The sequence below is a fragment of the Streptomyces bohaiensis genome, from assembly GCF_012033785.1.
GTDB lineage: Bacteria > Actinomycetota > Actinomycetes > Streptomycetales > Streptomycetaceae > Streptomyces > Streptomyces bohaiensis.
The window spans coordinates 1-5,768 of record NZ_JAAVJC010000293.1; the positions used below are offsets into that span (position 1 = coordinate 1).

At 67.9% G+C, this 5,768-nt stretch carries 5 protein-coding genes; 2 read left to right on the top strand and 3 right to left on the bottom strand.

Translation table 11 applies throughout. From position 1 onward, the window contains the following. Positions 1–109: 109 nt before the first annotated feature. Both HCN52_RS21155 and HCN52_RS21160 read right to left on the bottom strand, forming a co-directional pair. Entirely contained in the window at positions 110–421 is a 312-nt protein-coding gene (locus HCN52_RS21155) for a hypothetical protein (RefSeq protein WP_168090044.1), read from the bottom strand. Between the two features lie 570 nt (positions 422–991). After that, positions 992–3,457 carry a hypothetical protein gene (locus HCN52_RS21160; RefSeq protein ID WP_168090045.1) on the bottom strand — a complete coding sequence of 822 codons (2,466 nt, stop codon included), beginning with the start codon at positions 3,455–3,457 and terminating at the stop codon, positions 992–994. 358 nt (positions 3,458–3,815) lie between these two features. Here HCN52_RS21160 and HCN52_RS26455 point away from each other — a divergent pair, with 358 nt between their 5' ends. Continuing rightward, complete coding sequence (locus HCN52_RS26455) at positions 3,816–4,226, top strand: hypothetical protein (RefSeq protein WP_376767180.1); 411 nt, start codon at positions 3,816–3,818, stop codon at positions 4,224–4,226. On the opposite strand, the gene HCN52_RS21165 is transcribed toward HCN52_RS26455, so the two are convergent. Beyond that, entirely contained in the window at positions 4,130–4,981 is an 852-nt protein-coding gene (locus tag HCN52_RS21165) for a TatD family hydrolase (RefSeq protein WP_168090046.1), read from the bottom strand. The genes HCN52_RS26455 and HCN52_RS21165 overlap by 97 nt on opposite strands. A gap of 339 nt (positions 4,982–5,320) precedes the next feature. On the opposite strand from HCN52_RS21165, the gene HCN52_RS21170 reads away from it, so the two are divergent. Further along, positions 5,321–5,665, top strand: a complete 345-nt coding sequence (locus HCN52_RS21170; RefSeq protein ID WP_168090047.1) for a DUF5713 family protein — start codon at positions 5,321–5,323, stop codon at positions 5,663–5,665. Positions 5,666–5,768 lie beyond the last annotated feature (103 nt).

Below are 5,768 nucleotides of genomic sequence, written 5' to 3' on the forward strand. Positions count from 1 at the left end.
CGCCGCCCTTCCGGGCGGCGGGGCGGGGCGGTGCGGGTGGCGACGACGCGGGCTGGGTGCGGACGGCGCGTGGTAGGTGCGGGGTCAGGCGTGCGACCGCCGGGCCCGGTCACGTGAACGGGGACACGGCGCGGACCGGTGCACGTCCGCAGAGCACCGGGCGGGCGGTGACGGAGTACAGCACCTCGACACCGCCGAGTCCGCACACCCGGTCCGGCCCCCGGGTGTTGACGCCCACCGGCCGTCCCTCCCCCAGCGCCCCGACCTGCACCCGCTGGTACGCGTCGTCCGCCGCCCAGCCGCGCAGCACTCCGGCCGGGTCCCAGCTCGTGGCGGCGGGTCTTAGCGCCTCGCTCGGCGCGGGTCCGTCCCCGGGGCGGGGCGAGAGGGCACGCGCCAGCCGTTCGGCCTCCCTACGCATCCACGCCAGGTAGTCGGCGGGCGTGGCCGTCCAGCCGCTGCCGAGGTACCACTCGCCACCGGCGTCGGGGCAGCGCGCGCCCCTGGAGCGGCAGAAGCGGCTCCACTGCTGTGGAGCGTCAGGCGGCGCGGGCCCCGGCGTCGCAGTACTCGCAGAGCGGGAGTGGGCAATCGTTCGTCGTTCCGGCGGCCGACAGCGGCCGTCTAGGACGACGGGCAGAACGCCGGGCGGCCGCGCTGGACAGGCCCGCCTCCCGACCCACAGCCCGACATTCGACGCGATGTCCTCCAGCGGCTCCGGGAGGCTGCACTGCGGGCGGACTGCTATGCCGTGCAGCACAGATCTGCCAACGGACCCGCCTCCAGGCCGAGGACGATGCACGCCGTGGCCGCCTGGCCCCCGCACACCCCGCAGGGCCGGTGCGCGCGGGGACGCCGCGGCGCAGGGGTTCGGACTCACGCCGTGGCGCACCTGCTTCAGGGGAGCCGGACGCCTGCGGGCGCGTCTTGTCCGCACCGTCGCGTGACTGGTGGCGTCCGGCTGCCTGTCGGAGGACCTCTACGAGTGGCTTCAGTACATGTTGTACTGCTGGGGAAAGCTGATCACAGTCATGCTGCCGGCGTTCGCGTCCCACATGCAGAGGGCGCCTGTCTCATTGTCCACGTAGGTCACTTGTCCGATTCGGTCCACCTGCCGCGTATAGCCCGGGAAGTGATCCTCCTCCTGCCGCATCGTGGAGGGGCCGACGTCGGGGATGTAACCGGACGACTGCCCCATCTCGTACGGGTACGCGGACTGCCCGGCGTCCTGCGATTCCCCGTCCGAGTAGAAGTCCTCCTCTTCTCCCCCGGAGTAGTAGGACGCTGCACCCTGCGGCGCTGTGGGGCCGTGCTCCTCGTATTCCATTCCCCCCATGACGGTGTCCTCGGCGTAGTAGTACGCCTGCTCGACCGGGCTTGGGGAAGCGGCAGCCGGCGCGGACGCCTGTGTGCGCCGATCCAGATTTTTCGTCACGGCAGTTCGGAGCGACTTCTGGTTGACGTGCAGCAGATCAGCCATGGTGGAAACGAAGTACTCATCCCTGAGGTCGGTCACGACATCGAGCAGTTCGGCAGGCATGAGCCTGGGCTGGATCTCCTCCTTTTTACCCTTCCCCTTGCCCCCCTTTTCCCTGTCCAGGCGGTACCACTCGGCGTAGAAGGACTCGTGCTTGACCAACTCACCATAAAGCGTGCTCCAGCCGCTGGACTTGGCGCTCATCTTTACCTGGCTGGCCCGGTCGGACTTTGCCTTGCTCTTCTCAGGATTCTTCTTGGCGTACTTTCCGCGCTCCGGTACACGTTTGAGACTGGCTCCGGTCTCCTTTCTCTTTCTGTCGCTCTCCTTGTGCCCAGTCCTCCCGTCCGCATATCGGGAGATAGCGGCCTTGATAGCTTCCTCCGACCTGGCGCTGTCCACTTGCCTGATGATACTGCAAAGCTCCGTTCGACCCGCCCTCTTTCTTGGGTCTTCGCTTCTGTACCACCTCTTGAAGACTTCTTCTTTCTCGGAGGAGCTGCCATGGAGCCAAGCCTCCTGGATCTCCTGGATGTCTCCGTCATCCTGGATAACCCAGTCGACCCTGTTGCGGTGCGTCGTGCCAGAAGAACCGACGCCTATGCGTCGTGTCTTCTGCTTGTCCTCGTCCACCGTCGATGTACGGTTGTAAGGTTTGAAGGAGAGATTGCCGAGCTTGTCGTAATCCGCTTCCACGTCACTGGGGGACGGGGTTCGGTAGTTCCGCGTCGCCGCCTCCCCGCCGGGCACTTTCCTCTCCGGGCCGTTGTTTTCGTAGGCATCCCCGGGCACGACGGCGTTGGAGCCCGCTGGCGTACTCGGCAGCTCCGAGGCCAGTTGCTGCATGATGGCCCGGAAGTCCGGGTCGGTTACGACATGCTTGTGGTGCTTGGCGAGGTTGTCCAGGGACTCACGGTAATAGAACCCCGGGTTCGGGTCGAAGTCCAGGGAGCCGAACTTTTTGCTCTTGTAGTACATCAGGGCCGCCGTGCAGCAGAGGCAGCCCCGGTACCTTCCCATGATGGCATGCCGGCCTCTGACTTCTTTGGGATTGATGGCCGATTGATGCAGAATCGAAAGCAGCTTCTGTTCGGCATGGACCAGGTCGTCGTCACCGGCCTGACGGACGAAGAAGATCGAGCCCTCGAATGCGTCGTCGGTCAACAGCGCGTGCAGATCCGGACTGCTGGTGCTCAGCATAGCGACGGGTTTACCGAAACGCGCCCGCAGAGCCTTGACCGTGGCGTCGTCGGGATCTCCACGCTGGCCGGCCAGGACGGCTTGAGTCTTCCTGTCGGCTCGACCCATTCGATCGAGGTACTCTTGACCACCTCCCCTGTATCGGCCATCATCGCTTTGATGTGTCGACACGAGCTCCAGGTATGTGTCCTCACCGCCGTCCGTGATGTACGACTCCAGCATGTCCATCGACTCGTTGTAATTCGATGCGAAGAGCAGCCGGTTGTTTATTAGCATTCCCTGAACTTCACGCTCCAGTTCATTGCTCCTCTTTCTCTTCTCTTTTTCTCCCGCTATTGCGTCGTACACGAGGAAGCTCTGATGTGACAGGGTCTGGGACGTGCGATCGTCCGCCATGGAGCGCGCATAGCGCTTGCGGACCTGATCCGCCCCTCGCCCCTGTCGCCCTCCTCCGTATTCGAGGGGCCACAACCGCTTGACGTCGCCGTCGATGTCCTTCTTCGCCTGCGTTGCCGACACCCTCTGGACAGGCAGCAGGCCGGCGCCGAGGAGGCGGCCGACACCGGGATTGCCGATCGACTGTTGCAGGGTGCGCAGTCTCTCGGCCGTGGGAGCACTGACCGGGCGCCGGGACCTGATCGCATCAACGACTGAAGGGGAGTTGCTCGGGGTCGCTTGCCCGTGGTCCGCGCCGGCCTCGGACACAGCGCTCTGATGAGCGTGGCCCGGTGCGGTGGCGGCTCCGGCCGTGTAACCGGGGACGTTCGTGTCGGCGGCCATTCGCTGGAGCACAGTGACGGTCGCGGGTGTCAAGGGACCGTCAGCCAGGCCTGCAGAGGCAAATTGAGTCCGCTGTACGGCGGGGCGGCCGTCAGCTCGTTTCGTGGCCTTGTCCGACCGTGGTCGCATGGTGCTGCCTCCGTACTCAGTGATACAGGAGCGGTGGTGCTGAGAAGCCATCGATGCATGCGGTGACGCGGGGTACAAGGGCAACGGGGCACAGCTGAGGGCACAGTCGGCTGCCCTGAAGACTGCGGCGGCTGTGACAGTGACGTGAGCAGGCTGAGACCGCTGGTGGAGGTCCCCGGCAAGTGGTCTCGGAGCAGGTGGTCAGCCTTGCCCGCTTCGACTTCACGTGGTGCCGCCGGCCCACGGGGTGCACGCGGAAATGGGCTCGATTGTGTGCCTCATGAAGTTCGAGGACGCCCCGGACCTGGCGTACCTCGAGGGGCTGCACTCCGGAACAGGCATGGACGCCGACTGCACGGAAGAAACCCAACTCTGCAGTGACGCGTACGGTTCAGCGACGGCGGCAGCCCTCCACCCGGAGGCGTCCCTGCGGCCTCTCGAAACCGTCATGGAGGAGTACGGATCCCATGTCCGCACCCTTCAGTCTCAGCAGCACTCGTTGGCGGAGGTCGAGCTACAGCGGGATCGACCGCTCCGCTGCGGTCAGAGGCGGAGGGCGCGGGCGGTGTTGGCGGCGATGTGGGTGGCGAGGGTGGTCTCGTCGGTGGCGCGGACCTCGGCCATGACGCGGAGCGTGTAGGGGATGAGGTACGGCGCGTTGGGGCGTCCGCGGTAGGGGGCCGGGGTGAGGAACGGGGCGTCGGTCTCGACCAGCAGCAGGTGGTCGGGGACGACGGCGAGGGCGTCGCGGAGCGGCTGCGCGCTCTTGAAGGTGACGTTCCCCGCGAAGGACATGTAGTGGCCGGCCTCGGCGCAGCGGCGGGCGAAGTCGGCGTCGCCGGAGAAGCAGTGGAAGACGGTACGTTCGGGGGCACCTTCGTCCTCCAGGACCCGCAGGACGTCCTCGTGGGCGTCCCGGTCGTGGATGACGAGGGCCTTGTCGAGTTCCTTGGCGAGCGCGATGTGGCGGCGGAAGGACCGCTCCTGGGCGGCGCGGCCGTCGTCGCCGGTGCGGAAGTGGTCGAGGCCGGTCTCACCGATGGCGACCACGGCGGGGTGGGCGGCGAGTTCGGCGATCTCCGCGAGCGCGGTGTCGAGCGCCGCGTCCCCGCCCTCGGCCGCGAGGCGCGGGGCCTCGTTGGGGTGGAGCGCGACGGCGGCGTGGACGGCGGGGTGCTCCTCGGCGGTGGCCACGGCCCAGCGGGCCCGCTCGACGTCGCAACCGATCTGCACGACCTGGGTGACGCCGACGGCCTCGGCTTTCGCGAGCGCCTCGGCGACGGTCGTCTCCTGCATGTCCAGGTGGGTGTGCGAGTCGATCACGGGCACAGCCAGCGGGAGGGGCGACGGCGGGGTCTCGGCGCGTGCGGCCTGGGCGGTCTTCGACATCGGCATGGTCACGATCCTAGGACGGCCACGTGGCGCGCCGGTCATCCGGCACGGGCTGCCGGTGCGAGCAGCGGGAGAACGCGGGTCGGGCGCGACCGGGGTTCCGTACCGGACGGCCGCGGATACCGACCCGGCCGGTCCCCGACCGGCCGGTTGCCGTGACCGGCCGGGCAGGCGGGAGACCGCGTGGCCGGGCAGTCCTGGGCACGGACGGGCGGACCCGCGGGCTTCGGGCGCCTGCCCCGGACCCCGGCCCCGGTGCGGCGTGCTGAATTGTCAGTGGGGTGGGCGACCATGCGGAGCAGGTGACTCGGGGAGGCCCGGGGCCGACTGCGAAGGGGCGCTGTGACTGCGGTGAACAACGCGAAGGTGGCGGAGCGGGAGTTTCTGGCGGGGCTCTACGGTGACGCCTATTTCCCCGATCGGCTCCTCGACAAGGGCAGGGAGATCCTGCTGCGGCTGTGCCTGCGGATCGAGACGGAGCAACCGGCGGACCTCGCAGCGCTGTACGCGATGGCGCATGCGGCCACGGAGGAGTTCAACACCCTCCAGGAGGAGTTCTACGCGGCCGGGTCGGAGTTCGAGACGGTGGCGCGGGACGCGATAGCAGAGGAGTTCTGGTTCGTGGCGCAGGCGTACGGCTTCACCGACGCGGACCTGGAGGAGCTGGTCGCGCCGCGCGACTGGTGACGCGAACGACCGCGAAACGCCGGCGGGCGACGCGCCCCTGCGGGCGGACGGCAGCGCCCGGCACGGCGCAGGCAGCGGCGGTTGAGGCGCAGCGCCTACTTGC